This is a genomic window from Sphingomonas sp. Sphisp66 (genome assembly GCF_047324325.1).
GTDB lineage: Bacteria > Pseudomonadota > Alphaproteobacteria > Sphingomonadales > Sphingomonadaceae > Sphingomonas.
In genome coordinates, this window is the sequence record NZ_CP168508.1 from 1,482,254 (window position 1) to 1,505,707 (window position 23,454).

Here is a 23,454-nt window from a genome sequence, read left to right on the forward strand (position 1 = left end):
AAGCCCATGCCCGAAGCCCTCCACCTCTACACCATCCCCCCGCACCGCGCCTTCGCGGATGCGCTCGCCAACGGGCTGATCCAGCGCTTCGGGGCCGATCCGATGGCGCTCGCCCGCGGCATCGTCCTGCTCCCCAACAACCGCGCCAAGCGCGCCATCCAGGACGCCTTCGTCCGTGCCAGCGGCGGCGGCCTGCTCCTTCCGCGCCTCGTCGCGGTCGGCGATCCCGAGCTCGACGAGGCGGTGTTCGATGCCGCCGGCGACCCCGAGCCCGTCGCCCCCGCGGTCGGCCCGCTCCAGCGCCAGCTCATCCTCGCCCGGCTGATCCAGCAGGCCGAGCCCCGCCACGACGCCGCAGAAGCCGTCCGCCTGGCCGGCGACCTCGCCGCCACGCTCGACCAGCTCCTCATCGAGGAAGTCCCGCCGCGCCGCCTCAAGGAGCTCGATCTCGGCCCCGAGCTCTCCGCCCATTGGGAGCGCTCGCTCCACCTGTTCGAGATCGTCCTGCAAGGCTGGCCCAGGGAACTCGCCCGGCTCGGCCGCATCGACCTCGCCGATCGCCGCCGCCTGCTGATCGACAAGGTGGCGAAGCGCTGGAAGACCGCACCCCCGGCCGGCTTCGTCTGCGCCGCCGGCATCACCGCCAGCGCGCCCGCCATTGCCCGGCTCCAGCGCGTCGTCGCCGGGCTGCCCCAAGGCATGGTCGTCCTCCCCGATCTCGCCATCGCCATCTCCGATGCCGAATGGGACATGCTCGGCCCGCACGCGCCCGATCCCTCGGGCCGGCGCAAGCGCAACCTCGAGACCCATCCGCAATTCCACCTCAAGCTGCTCCTCGAGCGGATGGGCGTCCACCGCAGCGAGTTCGATCCCTGGCGGGCGATGAGCGAGCATGACGCGGCGCCCTCGCGCAGCAAGGCGATCGCCTCGGCGATGCAGCCGCCCGAGCTGACCCATGGCTGGACTACGCTCCCCGAGAAGGAGCGCAAGCTCGACGGCGTCCGCGTCCTCGAAGTCGCCACCCCGGCCGAGGAGGCCCAGGCCATCGCCCTGGCGCTGCGCCAGGTGCTGGAGACGCCGGCCAGGACCGCCGCGCTCGTCACCCCGGACCGCGCGCTCGCCCGCCGCGTCGCCGCGCACTGCGCCCGCTGGGGCATCGCGGTCGACGATTCCGCCGGCCAGCCGCTATCGATCCTGCCGCCGGGCACCCTGCTCCTCGCGCTCGCCGATGCCGCCGCCCAGCGCTTCGCCCCGCTGCCGCTGCTCACCTTGCTCAAGCACCCGCTGGTGATGCCTGAGGCGCGCACCGAATGGCTCGACGGCGCCCGCCTGCTCGATCGTGCCCTCAGGGGCCCGCGCCCGGCGCCCGATCTTGCCGGCATCGATCGTCATCTCGCCGAGCAGGAGGGCAGGGACGGCCCGCTCCGTCAGGCGGCGCTGCGCTGGTGGCCCGAGGCGCGCGCGCTGCTCACCCCGCTCGAAGCCGCCTTCAGCGCCGGCGCCCAGCCGATCCCCGTCCTCCTCGCTGCACTCCGCGAAGCCGCCCAGGCGCTTGGCGGCGATGGGCTGTGGAGCCGTGCCGAGGGCCGCGCCGCCGCGACCCTGCTCGACGATCTCGAGCGCGAGGGCGTCGATGGCCCGCACCGCGCCGATCCCGACACGCTCGCCCCGATGCTGCGCACGCTGATGGACCAGATCGCAGTCCGCCCGCCCCAGGGCGGACATCCGCGCCTCGCCATCCTCGGCCAGCTTGAGGCGCGCCTGCAGACCGCCGACCTGATGATCCTGTCCGGGCTCAACGAAGGCGTCTGGCCGGGCCTGCCCGCGCCCGATCCCTGGCTCGCCCCGCGCATTCGCGCCGAACTGGGCCTGCCGGGGCTGGAACGGCGCATCGGCCTCGCCGCGCACGACCTGGCCGGCGCGCTCGGCGCACCCGAAGTCCTCCTCACCCGCGCCCGCCGCGACGCCACCGCGCCGACCATCGCCTCGCGCTTCTGGCTCCGCCTCGAAGCCTTGTCCGGCCGCCTCGATCGCGCACCCGATCTTGCCGCCTGGGTCCATGCGATCGACGACCCCGGCGCGCCTGAGCCCGCTAAGCGCCCGGAGCCTTCGCCCCCGGTCGAGGACCGGCCCAAGGCGATCTCGGTCACCGAGGTCGATCGGCTCAAGGCCGATCCCTATGCCTTCTACGCCCGCCGCATGCTCAAGCTCATGCCGCTCGATCCGGTCGATGCCGATCCCAGCGCGGCGTGGCGCGGCACGGCGGTGCACGACGTTCTTCAGAAATGGTTCGAACTCGACAATTGCGATCCGGCCAGACTTCGCGCCCGCGCCGAGGCGATGCTGGTCGACGAGCGCACCCATCCGATGATGCGCGCGCTCTGGCAGCCGCGGCTGATGGAGGCGATCGACTGGATCGCCCGCCAGATCGCCGAGAATCCCGACCGCAAGGTCCTCGCGGTCGAGCTGGACGGCGAGATCGAGTTCGCCGGGGTGAAGCTGCGCGGCAAGTTCGATCGGATCGACCGGCTGGGCGATAGCAGCCTGGCGATCGTCGACTACAAGACCGGCCAGCCCCCCAGCACTCGTGCCGTCCGCGCCGGGTTCAGCCTCCAGCTCGGCCTGCTCGGCCTGATCGCCGAGCGCGGCGGGTTCACGGATATCGAGGGCGTCGCGCGGGCCTTCGAATATTGGTCGCTCGCCCGTTCCCCGCGCACCGGTGGCTTCGGCTATGTCGACAGCCCCGTCGACCCGAAGAAGAAGGAGCCGATCCCCGCCGAGGAGTTCGTCGACATTGCCGCGCACCATTTCGCAGAGGCGGTGAATGCCTGGCTCACCGGCGACGAGCCCTTCACCGCCAAGCTGGTGCCCGAATACGCTCCCTATGCCGAGTACGACCAGCTGATGCGCCGCGACGAATGGTATGGCCGTGAGTGAGGGCGGCTTTCACTTATCCTCCCCCGCCAGGGGGAGGTGGCACGCGCAGCGTGACGGAGGGGGAGGTAAGCGAACCGCCTGTTTGTCGCTTGCCTCCCCCTCCGTCAGCCTTTGGCTGACACCTCCCCCTGGCGGGGGAGGATTGTATCTCGGCGGAAACCCCCATGTCTGAAGTCCGCCCCCTCCACAAACTAAAGGGCAACCAGAAGACCGCGTCCGACCCAGGCCGCCATATCTGGCTCTCCGCGTCCGCAGGCACCGGCAAGACCCAGGTGCTTGCCGCGCGCGTCTGGCGGTTGCTGCTGAACGGTACCGATCCTGGCGCGATCCTCTGCCTCACCTTCACCAAGGCAGGCGCGGCCGAGATGTCCGAGCGGATCACCAGCCGGCTCGCCCGCTGGGTGCGCGCGTCCGACACCGAGCTGGCCGCCGACCTCGAGGCGCTGGGCGAGAACATCTCGCCCGCGGGCCGCGAAAAGGCCCGCCAGCTCTTCGCCAAGGTGCTCGACGCGCCCGGTGGCGGCATCCGCATCCAGACGATCCACAGCTTCTGCCAGTCGCTGCTCGCCGCCTTCCCGATGGAGGCCGGCCTCGTCCCAGGCTTCCGCCCGCTCGACCAGCGCGAGGAGGCCGTGCTGGCGCGCGAGGCGCTGGCCGAGATGCTCGTCGATGCCGAGCGCGATCATCGCGCCTGGGTGGTCGATGCGGTCGGCGCGCTGTCGCTGCGGCTGGGCGAAGGCAAGGCCGAGGATTTCCTCAAGGCCTGCGCCCGCGAAGGCGAGGCGCTCGCCGAGCTGCCGGTCCTGATCCAGCCCTTCCTCCGCGAAGCGCTGGGACTTCCCTTGGGCGACGTCGATGCCGAGATCGCCCGCCGCTGCGCCGACGACAGCTTCGATCTTGCCAGCCTGCGCGCGCTCACCGTGATGAATGCCGATTGGGGCACGGGCAGGGGGCTCGAGCGCGCCGACATCGCCGCAGCCTGGCTCGGCAGGAGCCCCGATGCCCGCGCCGCCAGCCTTGCCGATCTCCATTCGATCTGGGCCACCGCCAAGGGCGAGCCGCGCTCCTTCGGCAAGGGGCAGGCGCCGCAGGATCCATCCTATGCGGACTATGCGATGCGGCTGTTCGAGACCTGCGGCCAGCTGCTCGGCATGAAGACCCAGGCGGCCTATGCGGACCTGCTCGCTTCCGGGCTGGAGGCCGGCCGCATCTATGCCGATACCTACAAGCGGGCCAAGCGCCGCCTCGGCGCGGTCGACTTCAACGACCTGATCCAAGCCACCGTCGCGCTGCTCGCCGAGCCCGGCATGGGCGAATGGGTACGCTTCAAGCTCGATCAGGCGACCGAGCATGTCCTGATCGACGAGGCGCAGGACACCAATCCCCAGCAATGGGCGATCGTCAGCGCGATCGCCGACGAGTTCTTCGTCGGCGAGGGCGTGCGCGCCCAGACGATGCGCACGCTGTTCACCGTCGGCGACTACAAGCAGGCGATCTTCGGTTTCCAGGGCACCGATCCGATCTTCTTCCGCGCCGCCTTCGAGCGCTTCCTCGCCAAGTCGCGGATCCAGGCCGACCTCGACTATGATTTCGATGCGGACAAGCCCGAGCCGCGCGAGGTCGAGGAGCTGTCGCTCACCCACAGCTTCCGCTCCACTCGTCCGGTGCTCGAGTTCGTCGATGCCGCGATCGGCGCGCTGCCGATGCCCGGCATGGGCGATCTCTCCGATGCCGAGGAACATGCCAGCGAAGTGCCCGGCCCCGGCACGGTCACGCTCTGGCCCCCGGTCACCGAGGGCGGCAGCGAGGCCGACGAGGAGGAATGGGTCAGCGACGCCACCCGCAAGCTCGCCGGCGACATCGCCCGGGCGATCAAGGGCTGGATCGGCACGCTCGACCTGGAGAGCAAGGGCCGCAAGCTGGCGCCCGAGGATGTGATGATCCTGGTCAAGCGCCGCGGCGAGCTCGCCTCGCTGATCGTCGCGCGCCTTTATGCCGAGGGCGTGCCGGTGGCGGGCGTCGATCGCCTGCGGCTGAACGCGCCGCTTGCGGTGCAGGATCTGCTCGCCGCGATCCGCTTCGCGCTCCAGCCCGAGGACGATCTGTCGCTCGCTTCGCTCCTGGTGTCACCGTTGATCGGCTGGACGCAGGAGGCGCTTATGGACGCTGCGGTGCGCTCCGGTGGCGGACTGTGGCGGCACCTGCGCAGGACCCAGCCCGAGGAGCGCCTGGCGCCGCTCTACGCGCTCCTCGCACGCGCTGACATCGCCACGCCCTATCGCTTTCTGGAAGAACTACTTTCTGGTCCTTTGGATGGTCGCCGCAAGCTGTTGCGCCGGCTGGGCGAGGAAGCCCGCGATCCGATCGAGGAGCTGCTCAATGCGACGCTCAATTTCGAAAAGGTTGCGACCCCTTCGTTGCAGCGATTCCTCGACTGGTTCGATCGCGGCGATGTCGAGATCGTCCGCGATGCGGCCCAGCCCCAGGCGGCGGTGCGCGTGATGACCGCGCACGGCGCCAAGGGTCTCCAGGCGCCCCTGGTCATCCTGGCGGACGCTACGGTGGACCCGACCAGGTCCCCGCGCGACTTTCTGGGTTGGGAACCGTCCGCTGCGTCCGGAAAGCTGCCGATCTTCCGTCCGCGCGCCGCTGAGCGGGGCGTGCTCGGCGAGGTCCTCGAAAATGCCGATGCGCGCGAACTTAGCGAGCATTGGCGTCTGTTCTACGTCGCAGCCACCCGTGCCGAGGAGCGCCTCGTCATCGCCGGCGCGCTGGGTCCCATAGCCAAGGGCGTACCCCCGGCCAAGAGCTGGTACGCCGCCAGCGCCGCCGCGCTCGACGCCCTCGGTGTGGCCGAGGGTGAGACCCGCGAATTCAAGGGCTTGCACCCTCAGGCGCCGGTCCCCGCCAGGCCCCGCACGGCCGCCGGCGCGGCGGTGGTGGCGGCGCTCCCCGACTGGGCCCGCCGCCCCGCGCCAGAGGAAGCCCGCCCGCCGCGCCCCCTCGCGCCCTCCTCGCTGGGCGACGACGCGGTCGCCGATCCGCCCCCCACGCCAGCCCTCCGCGCGGCCGCCGAGCGCGGGTGCCTCCTCCACGCCCTTTTCGAGCGTTTGCCGTCGGTTAGCCCGGCGGATCGCCCCGCCGCCGCCGAGCGCTGGCTGGCCGGGGCAGGCGGCGTCTCCGACCCGGCCCAGCGCGCCGAGCTGGTCGCCGCCGCCCTGGCAGTGACCGAGGACCCGCGCTTCTCCGCGCTTTTCGGCCCCGACTCCCTCGGCGAGGCCCCGATCGCCGCGGTTGTGGGGGAGGGGCTGGTCGTCTCGGGCACGGTCGACCGGCTGGTGGTGACCGACAGCCATGTCCGGGTCATCGATTTCAAGACCGGCCGCCGCGCGCCTGTCGGGCTGGAGGCGATCCCACCCTATCATCTCCGCCAGATGGCGGCCTATGTCGCTGCGCTCGCGGTGATTTTCCCCGGTCGCACGGTGGAGGCGGGCCTGCTCTACGTGTCGGGGCCGACTCTCCATCTGCTGCCCGCCGAGTTGCTGGCCGCGCACAAGCCCGGCTTCGCGGATAAGGAGCAAAGCTTGGGCCTGCGCGCTTGACCCGGCGCAGTGCCGACATAAATTAACCCCCGACATCGTATCAGGAGTAGTAACATGGCCACCAAGGCGACCACCGACGCCCAGTTCAGCAGTGACGTTCTCGAGTCCGGCAAGCCCGTGCTCGTGGATTTCTGGGCGGAGTGGTGCGGGCCGTGCAAGATGATCGCCCCGGCGCTGGAAGAGCTCGCCGAGGAACTGGGCGAGCAGGTCCAGATCATCAAGCTCGACATCGACGAGAATCCCGACGCGCCCACCAAGTACGGCGTGCGCGGCATCCCCACCATGATCCTGTTCAAGGACGGCCAGCCGGCGGCGACGCAGGTCGGCGCGATGCCCAAGAGCGGCATCAAGAAGTGGCTCGAAGCCCAGCTCTGAGCCTCTCGATACGGGCGGGCACCCTGTGGGTGTTCGCCTGCCTCACCGGCTGTGAGGATACTGGCTCGATCGGCAATGTTGCGCGCCGCGAGCGGGTTACGGTCGTGGATCTCGATCTCCACAATGAAGCCGCCGAACATGGCTGCGGTGGATATCTTTCGGCACAGCCCCTGCGGTCCTGCGCCGGATTGGGCGAGCCGCGCCGGTACACGGGCACCTATCTCCGCCATATCGAAGGCGGAAGCTTCCGCGAGGGCGCGTTGGGGCCCGCGGATGTCGATCGCGGATTTGCCCTGGTCTTTGACGAACAGACCCGCGACGCCGTGCGTCTGCCTGCCTATCGCACCCGCTATTCGGTCGACCTTGTCCGGATCGTGTTCATGGGCCGGCGCGTACTGGATCGTACCTCCGATCCGGCCAATTTCGGCGCCCCAAGCGCCATCATCGTCGATCGCGTGATCTCGGCGGCGCCCATCCCGGCTGCCGATATGCCGGCGGCGCAGAAGCAGGCGGGACTGCAGGCCGACTTCTAGCTTCGATAGTCGGCGTTGATCGAGATATAGCCGTGCGTCAGGTCGCAGGTCCACACCGTGGCACGGCCTTCGCCGAGGCCCAGTTCCACGCCGATCTCGATTTCGCGGCCCTTGAGGTGCTCGGCGACCGGCGCCTCGTCATAGCCTTCCACCGCCAGCCCGTCGCGCGCCACCTGGGTCGCGCCGAAGCGGATCGCCAGCCGGTCGCGCTCGGCGGGCTCGCCGGCCTTGCCCACCGCCATCACGACGCGGCCCCAATTGGCGTCCTCGCCGGCGATCGCGGTCTTCACCAGCGGCGAATTGGCGATCGACATGGCGATGCGGTGCGCGCTGGCGTCGCTCTCGGCGCCCTCCACGGTGATCTCGATCAGCTTCTGGGCCCCTTCGCCGTCGCGCACCACGAGCAGGGCGAGCTGGTGGCACAGGTCCCGGAGCGCGGCGCGGAAGGCGTCGGCGCCGTCATCCTCGTCGCTGGCGAGCGGCGCATTGCCCGCGCTGCCGGTGGCGAAGGCGAGCACCGTGTCGCTGGTCGAGGTGTCGCCATCGACGGTGATGCACGAGAAGGTCTTGCGGTTGGCGTCGCCGAGCGCGGTCTGCAGCCAGGCCGGATCGACCGCGGCGTCGGTGAAGACGAAGCCGAGCATCGTCGCCATGTCCGGCGCGATCATCCCCGAACCCTTGATGATGCCGGCGAGCTGGACGGTCTTGCCGCCGACCACGGCGCGCGTCACCGCGCCCTTGGCGAAGGTGTCGGTGGTCATGATCGTCGCGGCAGCGTCTTCCCAGCTGCACGGCTCGGCGGTGAAGGCATTGTCGAGCCCGGCCTCGGCCTTGTCGATTGGCAGCGGCACGCCGATCACGCCCGTGGAGGCGACGAACACGTCGGAGGGCTGGCAGCCGAGATGCGCCGCGGCGCGGGCGGCGATCGCCTCCACCGCGGCGCGGCCGCGATTGCCGGTGAAGGCGTTGGAGTTGCCGGCATTGACCACCAGCGCACGCGCGGTGCCAAGCGGCAGCGCCTTGCGGCACCATTCCACCTCGGGCGAGGGGCATTTGCTGCTGGTCAGCACGCCCGCCACCGCAGTGCCCGGCGCCAGCTCGACAAAGGTCAGGTCGCAGCGGTCCCACGCCTTGTAGCGCGCCCGGGCGACCCGCGTCGTGACGCCGGGAATGGCCGGCAGGGCGGGGAAGGGCAGCGCGAGCGGGGAGCGTTCGATGGACATGGCCGGACCTGTTGCTAAGTTGGCGACCGCTTCGGGCAAGTGGGGGGAAAGATCAATGGTCTTGGCGGTCTTGGCGGCGCTGGTCATGCAGGCCGCGCCCGCAGCGCAGGACGGGGTGATCCCTCCGCTGACGAGCAAGCCGCAGCCGCGCGGCCGCCCGCAGGCCTGGCTGACCGACGACGACTATCCCGGCGGCGCGCTGCTGCGCCGCGAGTTCGGCGCGGTCAAGTTCCGGCTCGCCGTCGATGCGCAGGGCAAGCCGACTGCCTGCAGCGTGACGGGATCGTCGGGCTATTCCACGCTGGACGACAAGGTCTGCGAGATGCTGCTCAGGCGTGCGGTCTTCACACCGGCGCGCGATGGCGCCGGCAAGGACACTCCAGGCGACTATAACGGCACCTTCACCTGGGTCCTGCCGGGCGGCACGCGTGCGCCGAGCCCGGTGGCTGCACGCGCCAGCGCACCGCTGGATCTGACCGTGGGGCTGCAGGCCGTGCCGAAGAGCTATGCCGGGCCCGCCTTGCTGCGGCTGGTATATGCCGATGGCAAGGCGAAGGCCTGCAGGATCGAGGCGAGCACCGGCAACGCCAGGCTGGACGCGGTCGCCTGCGAGCAGGCCAGGGCACAGGTGGAGATGTTCAAGATCGATGGCGCATCGCTCCCGCAGCCCGACAGCCGCATGGTGTCGGCGCGGTTCGAAGCGTCGAAATAGTCCGGTCGCATGGACATCGGCCCGGCGACTGATAGCAATGCGTCAGTCGCCAAGGATACGAAAGGCATCTCATGATTCTCGCTACCCTGCTGGCCCTGGCCGGCCAGACCGCCGCGCCAGCCACGATCATGACCGTCACCGTGCAGAAGCTGCCGGCCACCTATCACCAGGCGCCGGTCGTCCATCTCGACTTCACCGACAAGGGCGCGGTTTCGGCGTGCACGCTCGAGCAGAGCAGCGGCAGCCCGGGTATCGACAAGGTCGCCTGCCAGCAGGTGCAGACCATCACCCTGCCGGTCGAGAAGGGCAAGGCGCCCGAATCGCGTTCGGCGGCAGTGGATTTCGTGACGGGCGCCGCGCCCGCCAAGTGATCGACCAGGCCAGGCCCTGAGCCGACCGCATCCGGTTCCAGCGATCGGATGCGGGCCGGGCTTCGTCGCGACGATTTCCGATTGGCGAAGCCGAATCGAGTCACTATGTCCCAAGCTATTGCACGGATGACTGTCCGTGCCGTTTTAGAGACTTGCCGTTTGGAACTGCTGCTTCTCCTGACTGCCTTCCTCGCGAGCCTGACCGGTGTCGGTCAGGCCGATCGTGGTGGAATCCGGCAGGTCCAGGGTGTCGCGGTGGTCCAGGCTGCGCAGGCGGCCCAGGCGGCGGTGCTTCCCGCCCGCCGCGCGACGCCCGCGCTTCCCGTGCCGCTGCTGCGGCCCGAAAAGGCCGCCCCGCTCGCGGCCGTGCAGCTTCCGCTCGGCGAACTGCGCCTGCCCTTCGAGCGCCGGCTCGAATGAGCTTTTCCACGGCCCGCTGAACCGCGAGGCCGTTTCCACCGTTCTCGCATCCAAACGGGCGCCGACCGCAGCGGCGCGCCCGTCCGACCACCCTAGATTTAGACTGGAAAACCCATGCTCGGCGGCATTGCCAAGTCCCTCTTCGGTTCCTCGAACGATCGCTATGTGAAATCGCTCGGCAGCATCGTGAACAAGATCAACGGCTTCGAGCCGGCGATCTCGGCGATGAGCGACGAGGAGCTTTCGGGCCAGACCATCAAGTTCCGCGAGCGCCTGGCGAACGGCGAGAAGCTCGACGCGCTGCTTCCCGAAGCCTTCGCCACCGTGCGCGAGGCGGCCAAGCGCGTGCTCGGCCAGCGCCACTATGACGTGCAGATGGTCGGCGGCATCGTGCTCCACCGCGGCGAGATCGCCGAGATGCGCACCGGCGAGGGCAAGACCCTGGTCGCCACGCTGGCGACCTATCTCAACGCGCTGCCGGGCGACGGCGTCCACGTCGTCACCGTCAACGACTATCTCGCCTCGCGCGACGCCGAATGGATGGGCCGCGTCTACCGCTTCCTCGGCCTCACCACCGGCGTGATCATCCCGAACCTGTCGGACCATCAGCGCCGCGAGGCCTATGGCGCCGACATCACCTACGGCACGAACAACGAGTTCGGCTTCGACTATCTGCGCGACAACATGAAGTATGAGCGCGCGTCGATGACGCAGCGCCCGTTCAACTTCGCGATCGTCGACGAGGTCGACTCGATCCTGATCGACGAGGCCCGCACCCCGCTGATCATCTCGGGCCCGACCGACGACAAGTCCGAGCTCTACATGGGCGTCGACGTCGTCGTGAAGCAGCTCGTCCCCGAGGATTACGAAAAGGACGAGAAGCAGCGCACCATCGTGCTGACCGAGGACGGCACCGAGAAGGTCGAGCGCATGCTCGAGGCCGCCGGGCTGCTCCAGGGCGCCAATCTCTACGACTTCGAGAACACCCAGGTCGTCCATCACCTGAACCAGGCGCTGCGCGCGAACGTGATGTTCAAGCGCGACATCGATTACATCGTGAAGGACAACAAGGTCGTCATCATCGACGAGTTCACCGGCCGCATGATGGACGGCCGCCGCTGGTCGGACGGCCTGCACCAGGCGGTGGAAGCCAAGGAAGGCGTGGCGATCGAGCCCGAGAACCAGACGCTCGCCTCGATCACCTTCCAGAACTATTTCCGCATGTACCCGAAGCTGGGCGGCATGACCGGCACCGCGGCGACCGAGGCGCCGGAGTTCTTCGACATCTACAAGATGAACGTCGTCACCATCCCGACCAACCTGCCGGTGCAGCGCGTCGACGAGGAGGACGAGTTCTACAAGACGCTCGAGGAAAAGTTCGCGGCGATCGCCAAGAAGATCAAAGAGCATTCGGCCAAGGGTCAGCCGGTGCTGGTCGGCACCGTCTCGATCGAGAAGTCGGAGATGCTCAGCGAGTTCCTCCACAAGGAAGGCGTCGAGCACAGCGTGCTCAACGCGCGCCAGCACGAGCATGAGGCGCATATCGTCGCCCAGGCCGGTCGTATCGGCGCGGTGACGATCGCCACCAACATGGCCGGCCGCGGCACCGACATCCAGCTGGGCGGCAACCTCGAGTTCCGCGTCCATGACGAGCTGTCCGAAATGGAGGAGGGCCCGGCCAAGGACGCCGCGATCGAGCAGATCAAGGCCGAGATCGCGGCCGAGAAGGAGCGGGTGAAGCAGGCCGGCGGCCTGTTCGTGCTCGGCACCGAGCGCCACGAGAGCCGCCGCATCGACAACCAGCTGCGCGGCCGCTCGGGCCGCCAGGGCGATCCGGGCCTCAGCCGCTTCTACCTCTCGCTCGACGACGATCTGCTGCGCATCTTCGGCTCGAACACGCTGTTCGCCAAGATGATGCGCAACAACATCCAGGACGGCGAGGCGATCGGCTCCAAGTGGCTGTCCAAGGCGATCGAGACCGCGCAGCGCAAGGTCGAGGCGCGCAACTACGACATCCGCAAGCAGGTCGTCGAGTATGACGACGTGATGAACGACCAGCGCAAGGTCATCTACGAGCAGCGCGCCGACATCATGGACGCCGAGACCGTGGGCGATGTCGTCACCGACATGCGCGCGGAGACGGTGAACGCGATCGTCGGCGAATTCTGCCCGCACGGTTCCTATCCCGAGCAGTGGAAGGTCGAGGCGCTCAAGGAGAAGGTGCTCGGCACCCTCAACGTCGAGGCGCCGGTCGACCAGTGGATCAGGGACGAAGCGCAGATCGAGCCGGAAATGGTCGAGGAGCGCATCCGCGAGGCCGCAGACCAGATGGTCGAGGCCAAGGCGGCCGACCTCGAGGTCGAGACCTGGCGCCAGGTCGAGAAGTCGATCCTGCTGCAGAATCTCGACCATCACTGGAAGGAGCATCTCGCGATGCTCGACGCGCTTCGCCAGGTCGTCCACCTGCGCGCCTATGCGCAGAAGACGCCGATCAACGAGTACAAGCACGAGGCATTCGCGATGTTCGAGCGCATGCTCGGCCAGATTCGCGAAGACGTGACCCGCACGCTCGCCTTCGCCCAGTTCCGCATGGAGCCGGCACCCGATCTGCCGCAGCTGCCCGACTTCCTGACCACCCACATCGACCCGCTGACCGGCGAGGACGACACCTATGACTATGACGCCGGCGCCGCCGGCCTGGTCACCACCCGCATGTCGCAGCTGGGCATTCCCCAGCCGTCGACCGAGGATCTCGGCACCGATCCGGCGCAGTGGGAAGGCGTGGTCAGCCGCAACGCGCCGTGCCCGTGCGGCTCGGGCAACAAGTACAAGCACTGCCACGGCCAGGTGGCCTGAGCTCAGGGGCGGGTCTCAGGCCCGCCCATCCATATTCCGTCATCCCTGCGCAGGCGGGGATCCAGAGCCAAGGGCAACGCCGCCTGCAACGCTGGATCCCCGCCTGCGCGGGGACGATGATTCTTGGGGTGTGCGCCCTTTTGCTCCCCGGCCTTCGTCGGGGAACCTTGCAATGTAGGATTTCGTCTGCTCGGCTCGCGCGGCTAGCCTTGAGGCTGGCTGCTCTTTGATTCCGTTGGAAAAATGGGATCAAGCGCTCGCAAGAATGTTGCGAGATGCTCGGCGATGCCGGGAATTGTCTCAACTTGAGGTGCCGCGAAAACCGCCAATGGTGTGACCTTAGTGAACTTTCGCGAGTCGCGCCTGCAGCCGGTGTTGGAACGGCCTGAGTGGGGCAAAGGAAAAGGGAGGGCCGGTCAGCCCTCCCTCCCGTTGGTCTCTCCCACGCGTGCAGGAGGATTTCTGATGCTCGCTTACTTCGGCGACGGCATCTGGATCGACGGGCCAAGGCGGTTGACCACCTCGTGCGCGTCGAAGGCGCGGACATTGTCGCCGGGCTTGGGGCCCTTGCCCATCACCACTTCGGCCATGGCCTCATATTGGGTGACGGTGCGATAGTCCCAGTCGCGGTCGCGCCAGAAGGGATCGTCATAGAAGGGATCCCAGCTGCGCCAGCCCCAGCGCGGGCCGCGATAGAAGCGCCAGGACGGGCTCCAATAGCCCCAGGGGCCACCGCCCCAGCCCGGGCCGCCCCATGCGCCCGGCGTGCGGACGACATCGGTCTTCTTCTCGGTATCGCGATCCGCGAGCACGAAATAGTCGAAGCCCTGCTGCAGGGTCAGCTCGGCGGCCCGGTAAAGCAGATAGCGCTCGACCGTCTCGCGTGCCGTCAGGCTGTTGCCGGCGAAGCTGACGCGGAAGCGATTGCCTTCGATCTGCGTGTCCGAATAGCCGTTGCGGCTGGTCGGGCCTGCGCCGGTGGCAGGCTGGTAGGGGGTCGCGGTCATACAGGCGGACAGCGAGATGCTGCCGGCGAGGATGAGAGCAAGCGCTGCGAACCGAGGGCGCTTGGGAGTTCTCAACATGGTTCCTCCGGAGTTTAAAAGTCTGGGCACTGCGATGACGGAACGAACGCGCGCCGGCAGGGATGTGTCCACGACGGAGCGTGCCATAAGTACGATTGACGGCGGCTGAACGACCTGCAGCAAGTCACGCGAGTCGCTCGGGAACTTCCATCGCCTCCACGGCGAGGGTCTCGCGTGGGGCCATGGCCTCCCAGGGGAAGACGAACCAGTCCTTGTCGACCGATCGGTCGATTTGGCGGGACCGGTAATCAACCCGTTGCGAGGAGCGGACATTGTCGAGCAGCACGGCGAAGCGGATGCGGCTGGCGATGGCGCCTTCGCCGGCCAGCGCGTTACGGATCTCGCCGATCGTCCTGCCGCTGTCGTTGATGTCCTCGACGAACAGTAGCCGGTCGCCGTCGCGAGTCCGCCTGGCAAGCACCGCGACCAGCTCCTCGCCGAACTGGGCGATCCTGGTCGAATGGTCGATCGAGACCAGCGGCAGGCCCATGCGGTGCGACAGGAACACCGCCGGCGTCAGCCCGCCGCGGCCGATGCCGACGAGCAGCGTCGGGGTCCAGGCTTCCGCGGCCTCGGCGATGGCGTGGACGCCCGCGACCATCTCGGCATGGGTGAAATGGGTGAAGACGATGCTCAAGCGTGTTCCTCCGCATAGGCGTCTACCTTGGCGAGATGCGCGGCAACTTCCTCATCGGAAAGGAACGAACCGAGGAAACTGTTCCGTGCCAGCGTCACCAGGTCGCGCCTGCTGAGCGTGCGGCCCTGGGCGATCGCCCGGTAATTGTCGGCGACATAGCCGCCGAAATAGGCCGGATCGTCGGAGTTCACCGTGGCGCGCAAGCCAAGCTCCAGCATCCGGTCGATCGGGTGCACGTCGACCGATTCGACGTTGCACAGCTTGACGTTGGAGAGCGGACAGACGGTGAGCGTCATCGACGAGCGGGCGAGGCGGGCGACCAGCGCCGGATCCTCGAGGCTGCGATTGCCATGGTCGAGCCGGTCGACCGCGAGCAGGTCGAGCGCTTCCTCGACATAGGCGGGCGGGCCTTCCTCGCCGGCATGGGCGACGCGCTTGAGGCCCATCGCGGCGGCTGCGGCGAAGACGCGCTCGAACTTGGAGGGTGGATGGCCGAGTTCCGACGAGTCGAGGCCGACTCCGGCGATCCGGTCGAGCCAGGGCTGGGCCTGGGTCAGCGTCTTGAACGCGTCTTCCTCGTCGAGATGGCGCAGGAAGCAGAGGATCAGCTTGGAGGTGATGCCCAGCCGCTGCTCGGCCTCATCCATCCCGGCGAGCAGGCCGTTGGCGACTACGCCGAAGGGGATGCCGCGATGCGTGTGGGTCTGGGGATCGAAGAATATCTCGGCATGGACCACGCCGTCCTCCGCCACCCGCTCGAAATAGGCGAGGGCGAGGTCGCGGAAATCCTCCTCGGTGCGCAGCACGTCGGCGCCGGCATAGTAGATGTCGAGAAAGTCCTGAAGGTTCGAGAATTCATAGGCCGCCCGCACTTCCTCGACCGAGGCGAAGGGGATGGCGACATTGTTGCGCTGGGCGAAGGCGAACATCTGCTCGGGCTCGAGGCTGCCCTCGATATGCAGATGAAGCTCGGCCTTGGGCAGCCCGGCGATGAAAGTGTCGAGATCGCGCATCGACGGAACATCGCAGGCGCGCGGGGGAGTCGCAAGGGGAGCGGTGCGGCTATCCGCGCGTTGGAGGGGGATGCCGTCGAGCGTGATCCGGAGCTGGGCCTATGACGAAGCCGAACACCGGCTCGACATCGTCTTCATGAGCGGGCGCCGCTACAGCTATCACCAGGTGCCGGCGCGCATCGCCGAGGGCATGAAGAAGGCGATCTCCAAGGGCCGCTATTTCAACCACCGGGTGCGTGATCGCTTCGCCTTTACAGAGGCGGCGGCGCATTGATCCCCGGCCAGCCGGTACGGGCTGGGTCGTCCTCCGCCGGTGGCGGCTGCGGGGGCGGCGGGTCGTCGCTTGCCGAACGGCGCCAGGCGCTGGGCGACATGCCGAATTCGGAAGTGAACCAGCGGGTGAAGGCGGCGGGCGAGGCATAGCCGAGCATCTCGCCGACCGTGGCGACGGGCTGGACGTTGTTGAGCAGGTGGCGGACGACCAGCTCGCGCCGGACGCCGTTGAGTACCGCGCTGAACCCGGTTCCCTCCGCTTCCAGCCGGCGCTGCAGCGTGCGCGGGGAGATGCCGATCTGGCGTGCCACGCTCTCTATCGAGGCGTTGCCCGATGCGAGCAGCAGATACAGGGCGCGGCGGGTGCGATCGGTTTCGGAGATCGGCGGCGCGGAGGGGAATTGCGCCTCGAAATAGCTGTTCGCATAGGCGGCGAGGTTCGGACGGTAGCTTGGATTGCGCGCGCGCAGCGCCTCGCGGTTATAGACCACGCCGTTGATGTCGCTCCCGAAGATCACCGGGCAGCCGAGCACGCGGTGATGCACTTCGAGCGAGCGCGGGGCGGCGTGCATGAAGTGCAGGCAAGCGGGCTTCCATGCCTCGCCGCCGACTTCGGTGAAGGCGCGCGACAGGATGGCGGCGACTGCCTCGTGGGCCTGGCGCGGCACGAAATCGATGTTGCTGACGATCTGGGTGCGCACCACGGCGCTGTCGCCCTCGATCTCGAGGTGGAAGGTGAGCAGGTCGCCGAGCAGATGCTGGTAGCGGATCAGCGTGCGGATCGCGTCTTCGAGCGTTTCCTGCTGCTGGAGGACGAGGCTGACGGGGCCAAGCGAGGAAAGGTCGCGGCGCTCTGCGATCAGCATCGCGAATTGCGGGCAATTGGCCTCCATCGCCGAACGTTCGAGGATGGAGGCTATCGCACCTCTGGGCAGCCGCTCCTCCGGATTGCGTAATTGGGAAGGGCTGACGCCGGTGTCGGCAAGAATGCGATAAGGATCGAGGCCAACTTCGAGGGCGACCGACACATAGTTCATCAATATGGCTGCACGTCCTGAGGTCATGCAGGGCCCTCCCCATGCCCGGAGTGCATCCGGAACATTCCGAATCTTATGCAGCGTGGCGCAAACTGCCAAGTGGCTGGCGTGAAATGCAAAGCAGCTTGTCGCAGCTCGTCATAAAGAAGACTTGGGAACCGGTTTCCTGGGCAGGAACCGGTCGGGGCACGGAGAAAATAACATGGGGTTCGATGGTGCATCGGCCGTCAGGTGCGATGTTGGTAGCGGTAACGGTCGGGATCTGGCGGCCGAGTCGATTCCCTTTCCGGCAAATGATTCGCCTATCGCGGGCTGTGCTGTGAACGCGCCCGATGCGCGCGCGCGGTTGACGGCGATGAGCGCGATGGCAGCGGCGATGGCGCATGAGCTCGCCCAGCCGCTGACCGCGGCTAGCAATTACATGGAAGGCTGCGCGGCGGTGATCCGCCAGCGGATCCACGGCCTCGAGCAGCTGCTCGGCTATATCGAGGACGCAGCGGCGCAGACCGCGCGCGCGTCCGACATCGTGCTGCGCATGCGCGCCTTCGTGAAGACCGGCGCGATCGATGCGCGCCCGGAGTGCCTGGTCGAGATGCTCGACGCGGTGAGCGCGCGACTGTCGAGCCTCGAGGATGTCGAAGTCGTCCGCAGCTTCGCGCCGGGCGCGACCTGCGTGCTGGGCGATCGCATCCAGCTCGAGATGGTGCTGTCGAACCTGCTGCTCAACGCCGCGCAGGCGATGTGGAACAGCCCGGTGCGGCGGATCGAGATCGCCACCTGGACCGAAGGCGGTCGCATCCGCATCCGCGTCGCCGATACCGGCCCAGGCGTCGCCCCGGCGATCCGCGAGCATCTGTTCGAGCCGATGGTGAGCACCAAGGTCGACGGCACCGGCCTCGGCCTGGCGATCTCGCAGACGATCGTCGACGCGCATGACGGCACGCTGACCATCGAGCCTTCGGAGCCGGGCGAGGGCGCGGTCTTCGTCCTGACGCTGCCGCGCGGCCCCGAGTTCATCTGACGCCTTCCCCCCGAGGGCCTTCCCCCCGAGGGCCTTCCCCCAAGGCCCTGAAGCCCCGCCCGTTCCCCCACGGGCGGGGCTTTTTCGTGCGGCGAACATGACGAACATCGCGCACGCACGTATGCCGCGATTTAGGAAAGTCTCTAATTTTCAAGGGGTTGTGGTGGCTCCCTGAGTAGGATTCGAACCTACGGCCGCTCGATTAACAGTCGAGAGCTCTACCGCTGAGCTATCAGGGATCACCATCTTTCCGCGCGGTGAACCGCGGCGGAGGCGGCCCTATGCAGCGGGTTTCCGAGGATTGCAAGGGGTCAGGCGACGAATTGTTCCATCGTAATGCGATCATCGAGCGCGTGCTCGGGATCGAAGAGCAGAGTGAGGTCGCGGTGATGGTCGATTCCGATCTCGACCCGCGCCACGTCGCGCACTTCGCGCTGGTCCGCGACGGCGCTGACCGGGCGCTTGTCCGCCTCGAGTACGCGAATCGAGATGCGCGCCTTGTCGGGGAGAATCGCCCCGCGCCAGCGCCGCGGCCGGAAGGGGCTGATCGGCGTCATCGCCAGCATCCCCGAGCCGAGCGGCAGGATCGGGCCCTGGACCGAGAGGTTGTACGCGGTCGAGCCGGCAGGGGTCGCGATGAGCATGCCGTCGCAGACCAGCTCCGGCAGCACCACGCGATCGTTGACGGTGATCTCGAGCTTCGCGGTCTGGCGGGTTTCGCGCAGGAAGGAGACTTCGTTGATCGCGGGCATCTCGAACCGCTCGCCGGCGGCATTGACCGCCTCCATCCGCAGCGGGCTGACCTTGAACGGCTTGGCCCGCGCCAGCCGCTCGTCGAGCCCCTCGCGTCGCCAGTCGTTCATCAGGAAGCCGATCGTGCCGAGGTTCATGCCGAACACGGGGACGTTGCGGCGCCCTTCCAGCAGCGTGTGCAGCGTCTGGAGCATGAAGCCGTCGCCGCCCAACGCGACGATCGCTTCGGCCTGTTCGAGCGGCACCCAGTCATACGCCTCGCGAAGCTCGTCGGCGGCGAGCTGGGCAGGTTCGGTGGGCGATGCGAACAGCGCGCGGAGCTGGCTCATCCGCCGGTGACGCTCATGTGGCGACGCGTGGCCGGCGCGGCGCCGGCGGCAATGCGGAAATCGTGGCGCGCGGGCTTGCGGCGCAGCGCGCCGTCGATCGCGTCGTCGAGACCGGCGAGCCCGTGGCCGCGCAACGCGGCCTTGAGATCCACGCCCTCGTCATGGCCGAGGCACATATAGAGCTTTCCATCGGTGGCGAGGCGGACGCGGTTGCATCCGTCGCAGAAATTGGCGCTGAGCGGCGTGATCAGGCCGAGCCGCGTCTCGGTGCCCGCGACGCGCCAATAGCGTGCCGGACCGCCGGTGCGGTGGGTGTCGGGAAGCAGCTCGAAGCGCTCGCGCAGATCGGCGAGCACGCCGGTGAGCGGCAGGAAGCGATCGGTGCGATCCTCGTCGATCTCGCCGAGTGGCATCGTCTCGATCAGCGTCAGGTCCATGCGGCGCTCCGCCGCCCAGGCGAGCATCGGGGCAATCTCACCCTCGTTCAGCCCCTTGAGCGCGACCATGTTGAGCTTGACCGCGAGACCGGCTGACTGGGCTGCGTCGATCCCGGCCAGCACCTTGGCGATGTCGCCATGCCGGGTGATGTGGCGGAAGATCTGCGGATCGCGGCTGTCGAGGCTGACATTCACCCGGCGCACGCCGGCATCGGCCAGGGCGCCGGCATGCTCGGCAAGGCGGGTGCCGTTCGTGGTGAGGGTGACTTCGTCGAGCCCCTGGCCGAGATGGCTGCCGATGCGGCGGACCAGATCGAGCGTGTCGCTGCGGACTAGCGGCTCGCCGCCGGTGAGGCGGATCTTGCGCACCCCGCGCGCGACGAAGCGATCGGCAACCAGCGCCAGCTCGTCGAGGCTGAGCAATTCGCTGCGCGGCAGGAAGCGCATGTTCTCCGACATGCAATAGCGACAACGCAGGTCGCAGCGATCCGTGACCGAAATGCGCAAATACTGGATCGCGCGGCCATGTGCGTCGATCAAGGCGGGCGCGGCTGCCATACAAGAGCAGGTAAGCTTGAAGATAGCGGTGGGCAAGCGTTCGCGTTATCGAGGGCGGAATGTCTGAAGATTTCACAGTCATCGAAAGCGCCAACGCTGATGCGGCACCGGTGTTCGTCCTCAGCTTCCGCCAGCGCGACGAAGTGGCGGCCGCGGCGGCGGGAGGCGGCTGGCGGGTCGTCGCGGCGCGACGCTCCGATGCACTGGAACGGCGCTTCCTGGCGAGCGGCGCCGCCGTCGCGGTGATCGACGCGCGCGGCGCGCTTTCCGAGGGGATGGATGCTTCCAAGGTGCTGGGCGCCACGATCGAGGCGCATGGCGCGGCGATGCTGATCCTCGTCTCGCAGAGCGACACGGTGCACATGCGCCACTTCTTCGATGCGGGCGCGACGCACTTCCTGTCGAGCCCGATGTCCTCGGCGGCAATGGCGCACGCGATTCGCTTCGCCCAGCGCCATGTCGAGCGGCTCTCGGGATGGCACGGGCAGGAGAAGGGGCCGCCCGAGCCGCTGGGCTGGCGCTTCGATCCCGGCATGCGCTCGCTCCAGCTGACCCCGGCATTGGCGAGCCTGCTCGGCCTGCCCGAGGCGCCGGGCACGCGGAGCTTCTTCGCCCGGCTCGACCCGGCCGACCGGACGCTCGCGCGCAGCGCATTGAAGCGGTTGAACGCCGAGACGCCCTCCACTGCCTTCGCCCATGATCTGGCCGGGGTGGGGCGGGTGGTGCAGCACCTGCAATATGACGCGCAGACCAACCGGCTGCACGCGCTGGTCGAGGCGCTGGGCGTGGCGCCCGACGCCAATGCGGCGGTGCGCGACGCGCTGACCGGCGCGCGCGATGGGCCCAGCGCACGGCGCTGGATCGATCGGCGCCTGGCCGAGGGCGGCAAGGTAGGCGTGATCCTGATCGGGCTGACGCGGTTCGACACGGTGAACACCGCCTATGGTCGCAATGTGGGCGACGAACTGCTGCGCAGCGTATCGCGCCGGGTGGGCGAAGTGGCCCGCGACGCACTGGGCAAGGGCGCGATCGTCGCGCGGATCGGCGGATCGGAATTCCTCGTCGCCAGCGACGATGCCGATGCGGCCCGGATCGGCACCGCGCTGGCCCGGCTGGAAGATGCGCTGGCGCGGCCCTTCGTCGCGGGCGGCGACATCGCGCCGCTCGGTGCCCGGCTGGTGACCGCGGAGAGCCGGGCTGGCGACAGCGCCGCGATCCTGCTCCGCCGGGCGAGCGAGACGCTGCTCGGCGACGTGCCGCTGGAGAAGGGCGCGCCGCCGGTCGACGCGCTGGTCGACAATCTCCACCGCGCGCTGGAGCGCGGCGAGATCGGCGTGCTGTTCCAGCCCCAGGTTTCGATCGCCACGGGGCAGATCGTCGGCGTGGAGGCGCTGGCGCGCTGGAACCATCCGGAGTTCGGCGAGCTGGGTGCGGAGACGCTGTTCGCCGCGGCGGAGCGGGCAGGGCTCGATGCGACCCTGTCGGACCATGTCCAGCGCCGCGCGCTGGCGGCGGCCGCCAACTGGCCTATGTCGTTGAGCAAGCTGCGCCTGTCGATCAACGTCACCGCCGCCGATGTCGCCCGCTCGGGTTTCGTCGACGCGCTGCTCGGCCGGATCGATGCGAGCGGCTTCCCGCGCAACCGCCTGACCGTGGAGCTGACCGAGAGCGGCATCATGTCCGACCTGGGCGAGGCGGCGCGGCTGCTGACCCTGTTGCGCGCGGCAGGGTGTCGGGTGGCGATCGACGATTTCGGTACCGGCTATTCGAGCCTGGCCTATCTGAAGGCGCTGCCGCTCGACTATCTGAAGATCGACAAGAAGCTCAGCCAGGACATCACCGGCTCGCACCGCGACCGGGTAGTGGTACGCGGGGTGATCGACATGGCGCGTTCGCTGGGGCTCGCCGTGGTCGCGGAAGGGGTGGAGACGCCCGAGCAGCTCGACCTGCTCGCCAAGGAGGGCTGCCAGTATTTCCAAGGCTTCCTGTGCGCCGGGCCGGTCGACGTGCCCGCGCTCGCCCAGCTGGTGAGCCGGGCATGAGCGATCCGCGGGATATGAGCGGCGTCTGGTACGGCCATTATGCGAGCAGCTCCGGCAGCGAGCACAATGGCTTCATCGCGGTGCTGGAGGAATCGGGCGGGGTGTTCTCCGGATCGATCAGCGAGCCCGACGGAGGGGGCGGGGTGCGCCGCGCCTCGGTCGCCGGGCGGCGCAGCGGCGGGCTGATCCAGTTCGTGAAGCAATATCGCGGGCGCTCTGACGATGCGGTGCTCTACGAAGGCGGCGTGGACGACCAGGGCCTCCAGGCGAGCGGCAACTGGACGATCGACCTCGCCGCGGCCGGCGGCTTCAGCATGGCGCGGGAGAAATTCTCGATCGAGGAACTGGAGGCGGAGATCGAGGAAGGGATTGCGGTTCGCTGAGGGGGCTCTTCTGCTCCCCTTCCGCTTGCGGGAGGGGTGGGGGGAGGGGCTGTAAGCAGGCTCTGACGATGTCAGGGAGGATAGCCCCTCTCCTAACCCCTCCCGCAAGCGGAAGGGGGACTAGTAGTCAAGCCGCCGGATCGGCGCCGCGGCCTTCGGTTACGCGGTTCAGCGTGACGCCGGCATAGCGCGCCAGGCTGCCGAGCAGGGCGGTGGTGCTCGGGTCGGCCGGGCCGGATGTCGCCCAATAGGCGCCCATCGCCATGCTCGGGCCCATCAGGCCGATCGGATACATCGACATGCTACGCACGAAGGTGGGGCGATAGGCGTCCACCGGCACCCGGTCATCTTCATAGATGTCCGGGATGTGGATCGGCCGGCCCTCGAGGATGGCGAGGCCCGAGATGCAATTCTCGATCGGGAAGTCCGACCCGCTCCATAGCGGGGACATCGCGTCCTCGGCGATATAGGCAACGCGATTGCCGCTGCGCCGGATGACGGTGACGCCATCGCAGCGGGCAATCTTCCGCGCGCACTCCCGCAGCACGGTGACCAGTTCGTCGATCGAGTTGGCGCGCGACAACCGGGCCATAGCTTCGGTCAACAATCGGCGTTGGTCGAAACTATCCGGCTCACTCAAGCCTAGCTCCCCACGAGCGGCCCCATTCGGGGTCACGCCTGATTCCATCACATCCGTCACGGCCTGATACGCAGCCTTGCTCTGGTTGGTTCAACACGAAACCTGCCAAATCGGGTCGGCTTCAATACAACGAAGCCCACAAAGGCGCGGAAACCGCCGGCGGGCTCCCAAAGCCCTGCCGGAGCGGCCATGCGCGCCGATCGACAAATATTCCCGG

At 68.3% G+C, this 23,454-nt stretch carries 20 protein-coding genes and 1 tRNA gene; 12 read left to right on the forward strand and 9 right to left on the reverse strand.

Features of this window, described 5'->3' with window-relative positions; translation table 11 throughout:
* Positions 1 to 6: 6 nt before the first annotated feature.
* The 4 genes from addB (at position 7) to ACEN8G_RS07280 (ending at position 7,447) form a co-directional block, all read left to right on the forward strand.
* Entirely contained in the window at positions 7 to 2,937 is a 2,931-nt protein-coding gene (gene addB / locus ACEN8G_RS07265) for a double-strand break repair protein AddB (protein WP_413418449.1), read from the forward strand.
* Between the two features lie 164 nt (positions 2,938 to 3,101).
* Positions 3,102 to 6,539 carry a double-strand break repair helicase AddA gene (addA, locus tag ACEN8G_RS07270; RefSeq protein ID WP_413740764.1) on the forward strand — a complete coding sequence of 1,146 codons (3,438 nt, stop codon included), beginning with the start codon at positions 3,102 to 3,104 and terminating at the stop codon, positions 6,537 to 6,539.
* 54 nt (positions 6,540 to 6,593) lie between these two features.
* The gene (trxA, locus tag ACEN8G_RS07275) at positions 6,594 to 6,914 is read left to right on the forward strand and encodes a thioredoxin (protein ID WP_307118746.1); all 321 of its coding nucleotides are present in this window, start codon (positions 6,594 to 6,596) and stop codon (positions 6,912 to 6,914) included.
* A gap of 104 nt (positions 6,915 to 7,018) precedes the next feature.
* Entirely contained in the window at positions 7,019 to 7,447 is a 429-nt protein-coding gene (locus ACEN8G_RS07280; RefSeq protein WP_413416966.1) for a hypothetical protein, read from the forward strand.
* Here the strand turns inward: ACEN8G_RS07280 and argJ are convergent.
* Complete coding sequence (gene argJ, locus ACEN8G_RS07285; protein ID WP_413416964.1) at positions 7,444 to 8,670, reverse strand: bifunctional glutamate N-acetyltransferase/amino-acid acetyltransferase ArgJ; 1,227 nt, start codon at positions 8,668 to 8,670, stop codon at positions 7,444 to 7,446. The genes ACEN8G_RS07280 and argJ overlap by 4 nt on opposite strands.
* Before the next feature lie 55 nt (positions 8,671 to 8,725).
* Here argJ and ACEN8G_RS07290 point away from each other — a divergent pair, with 55 nt between their 5' ends.
* The 4 genes from ACEN8G_RS07290 to secA all read left to right on the forward strand — a co-directional run bounded on the left by ACEN8G_RS07290 (position 8,726) and on the right by secA (position 13,029).
* Positions 8,726 to 9,382: an energy transducer TonB gene (locus ACEN8G_RS07290; protein ID WP_413416962.1), complete on the forward strand. Its 657-nt coding sequence runs from the start codon at positions 8,726 to 8,728 to the stop codon at positions 9,380 to 9,382.
* Positions 9,383 to 9,453: 71 nt separating this feature from the next.
* A complete protein-coding gene (locus tag ACEN8G_RS07295) occupies positions 9,454 to 9,753 on the forward strand; it encodes a hypothetical protein (RefSeq protein ID WP_413416960.1) in 300 nt (99 codons plus the stop codon).
* Between the two features lie 159 nt (positions 9,754 to 9,912).
* The gene (locus ACEN8G_RS07300) at positions 9,913 to 10,173 is read left to right on the forward strand and encodes a hypothetical protein (RefSeq protein ID WP_413416958.1); all 261 of its coding nucleotides are present in this window, start codon (positions 9,913 to 9,915) and stop codon (positions 10,171 to 10,173) included.
* A gap of 114 nt (positions 10,174 to 10,287) precedes the next feature.
* A complete protein-coding gene (gene secA, locus ACEN8G_RS07305) occupies positions 10,288 to 13,029 on the forward strand; it encodes a preprotein translocase subunit SecA (RefSeq protein WP_413416956.1) in 2,742 nt (913 codons plus the stop codon).
* Between the two features lie 473 nt (positions 13,030 to 13,502).
* Here secA and ACEN8G_RS07310 read toward each other — a convergent pair whose 3' ends face one another.
* From ACEN8G_RS07310 to ACEN8G_RS07320, 3 genes are all read right to left on the reverse strand, one after another.
* Positions 13,503 to 14,114: a CC0125/CC1285 family lipoprotein gene (locus ACEN8G_RS07310; RefSeq protein ID WP_307118753.1), complete on the reverse strand. Its 612-nt coding sequence runs from the start codon at positions 14,112 to 14,114 to the stop codon at positions 13,503 to 13,505.
* Positions 14,115 to 14,238: 124 nt separating this feature from the next.
* Positions 14,239 to 14,751: a phosphoribosyltransferase gene (locus ACEN8G_RS07315; RefSeq protein ID WP_413416954.1), complete on the reverse strand. Its 513-nt coding sequence runs from the start codon at positions 14,749 to 14,751 to the stop codon at positions 14,239 to 14,241.
* Positions 14,748 to 15,764, reverse strand: coding sequence for an adenosine deaminase (locus ACEN8G_RS07320; RefSeq protein ID WP_413416952.1), 1,017 nt, complete (start codon positions 15,762 to 15,764; stop codon positions 14,748 to 14,750). The genes ACEN8G_RS07315 and ACEN8G_RS07320 overlap by 4 nt, the downstream gene beginning before the upstream one ends.
* Positions 15,765 to 15,846: 82 nt before the next feature.
* On the opposite strand from ACEN8G_RS07320, the gene ACEN8G_RS07325 reads away from it, so the two are divergent.
* Complete coding sequence (locus tag ACEN8G_RS07325; RefSeq protein WP_413416950.1) at positions 15,847 to 16,038, forward strand: KTSC domain-containing protein; 192 nt, start codon at positions 15,847 to 15,849, stop codon at positions 16,036 to 16,038.
* On the opposite strand, the gene ACEN8G_RS07330 is transcribed toward ACEN8G_RS07325, so the two are convergent.
* Positions 16,016 to 17,101 carry an AraC family transcriptional regulator gene (locus ACEN8G_RS07330; RefSeq protein WP_413416948.1) on the reverse strand — a complete coding sequence of 362 codons (1,086 nt, stop codon included), beginning with the start codon at positions 17,099 to 17,101 and terminating at the stop codon, positions 16,016 to 16,018. The genes ACEN8G_RS07325 and ACEN8G_RS07330 overlap by 23 nt on opposite strands.
* Before the next feature lie 292 nt (positions 17,102 to 17,393).
* On the opposite strand from ACEN8G_RS07330, the gene ACEN8G_RS07335 reads away from it, so the two are divergent.
* Positions 17,394 to 18,095, forward strand: coding sequence for a sensor histidine kinase (locus tag ACEN8G_RS07335; RefSeq protein WP_413416946.1), 702 nt, complete (start codon positions 17,394 to 17,396; stop codon positions 18,093 to 18,095).
* Between the two features lie 164 nt (positions 18,096 to 18,259).
* On the opposite strand, the gene ACEN8G_RS07340 is transcribed toward ACEN8G_RS07335, so the two are convergent.
* The 3 genes from ACEN8G_RS07340 to moaA all read right to left on the reverse strand — a co-directional run bounded on the left by ACEN8G_RS07340 (position 18,260) and on the right by moaA (position 20,172).
* A tRNA-Asn gene (locus ACEN8G_RS07340) sits at positions 18,260 to 18,334 on the reverse strand.
* A gap of 72 nt (positions 18,335 to 18,406) precedes the next feature.
* Positions 18,407 to 19,177: an NAD kinase gene (locus ACEN8G_RS07345; protein WP_413416944.1), complete on the reverse strand. Its 771-nt coding sequence runs from the start codon at positions 19,175 to 19,177 to the stop codon at positions 18,407 to 18,409.
* On the reverse strand, positions 19,174 to 20,172 hold the full coding sequence (gene moaA / locus ACEN8G_RS07350; protein WP_413416942.1) for a GTP 3',8-cyclase MoaA: 999 nt from the start codon (positions 20,170 to 20,172) through the stop codon (positions 19,174 to 19,176). Before moaA ends, ACEN8G_RS07345 begins: the two co-directional genes overlap by 4 nt.
* Before the next feature lie 59 nt (positions 20,173 to 20,231).
* Here moaA and ACEN8G_RS07355 point away from each other — a divergent pair, with 59 nt between their 5' ends.
* Together ACEN8G_RS07355 and ACEN8G_RS07360 are read left to right on the forward strand one after the other, a co-directional pair.
* The gene (locus tag ACEN8G_RS07355; RefSeq protein WP_413416940.1) at positions 20,232 to 22,214 is read left to right on the forward strand and encodes a putative bifunctional diguanylate cyclase/phosphodiesterase; all 1,983 of its coding nucleotides are present in this window, start codon (positions 20,232 to 20,234) and stop codon (positions 22,212 to 22,214) included.
* Complete coding sequence (locus ACEN8G_RS07360; protein ID WP_413416938.1) at positions 22,211 to 22,597, forward strand: hypothetical protein; 387 nt, start codon at positions 22,211 to 22,213, stop codon at positions 22,595 to 22,597. The genes ACEN8G_RS07355 and ACEN8G_RS07360 overlap by 4 nt, the downstream gene beginning before the upstream one ends.
* Before the next feature lie 127 nt (positions 22,598 to 22,724).
* On the opposite strand, the gene ACEN8G_RS07365 is transcribed toward ACEN8G_RS07360, so the two are convergent.
* Positions 22,725 to 23,201 carry a GAF domain-containing protein gene (locus ACEN8G_RS07365; RefSeq protein WP_413418901.1) on the reverse strand — a complete coding sequence of 159 codons (477 nt, stop codon included), beginning with the start codon at positions 23,199 to 23,201 and terminating at the stop codon, positions 22,725 to 22,727.
* Between the last annotated feature and the right edge of the window lie 253 nt (positions 23,202 to 23,454).